The sequence below is a fragment of the Streptomyces sporangiiformans genome (assembly GCF_005768555.2).
Classification (GTDB): Bacteria; Actinomycetota; Actinomycetes; order Streptomycetales; family Streptomycetaceae; genus Streptomyces; species Streptomyces sporangiiformans.
In genome coordinates this window covers 1-894 of the sequence record NZ_VCHX02000056.1, presented here as the reverse complement: position 1 = coordinate 894, position 894 = coordinate 1, and the positions used below count along the sequence as shown (strand labels likewise).

At 65.1% G+C, this 894-nt stretch carries 1 protein-coding gene and 1 rRNA gene; both read left to right on the top strand.

The features are described 5' to 3' along the window. Nucleotides 1-198: 198 nt before the first annotated feature. Nucleotides 199-315: ribosomal RNA gene (gene rrf / locus FGD71_RS04930) — 5S ribosomal RNA — on the top strand. 182 nt (nucleotides 316-497) lie between these two features. After that, nucleotides 498-894, top strand: a 397-nt coding sequence (locus FGD71_RS04925; RefSeq protein ID WP_181359123.1) for a hypothetical protein, incomplete at its 3' end; no start/stop codon positions are given.

Here is an 894-nt window from a genome sequence, read left to right as displayed (position 1 = left end):
AGATCTGGAAGGCGGGTAACCGCTGGAGGTGACTGGTACTAATAGGCCGAGGGCTTGTCCTCAGTTGCTCGCGTCCACTGTGTAGTTCCCAGACAACGAACGGTTGTGCTGGCTGAACAGTTCCACTTATCAATTGAAGAGTGTGCTTGTTCGCTGCCCTGTTCAAGACCTCGTTTATCGCGAGGTGTCTGAAAGGGTTTCGGTGGTCATAGCGTGAGGGAAACGCCCGGTTACATTCCGAACCCGGAAGCTAAGCCTTTCAGCGCCGATGGTACTGCAGGGGGGACCCTGTGGGAGAGTAGGACGCCGCCGAACAATCTTTGGAGGACCTCTGGTCCCAGCGACTCGCTGGGACCAGAGGTCCTTTTTTGTTTTCCCGAACCGCGCAGGGTACCCGACTGCGCGAGAATGACTTGCGGTACCTAAGACAGGAGTCACCATGTCCCCCAACTCTCCCGACGAGCGACCGGAGCGCGATCAGCGCCGCCGGGACAGTGGTGACCGCGGCGGCTACCGCGGGGGGCCGCGCCGCGACAACGACCGCGGCGGCCACGGCCGTCGTGACGACCGTCGTGACGATCGCCGTGGTGATGACCGTGGTGATCGCGGTGGGTTCCGTCGTGACGACAATCGTGGCGGCGGTGGCTTCCGTGGTCGCGACGACCGGGATCGCGGAGGCCGTCCGCCGTTCCGTCGCGACGACCGACCCGGTGGGCCGGGTCGCGACGATCGCGATCGTGGCGGGGTTCGGCGTGGTGAGGACGACCGGCCGGCCTTCCGCCGGGACGATCGCCGTGACGACCGGCGCGATGATCGCCGTGATGACCGGCGTGGTGACGAGCGTGGTGGTTTCCGTCGCGACGACCGTCGGGGCGATGACCGCGGCGGCTTCCG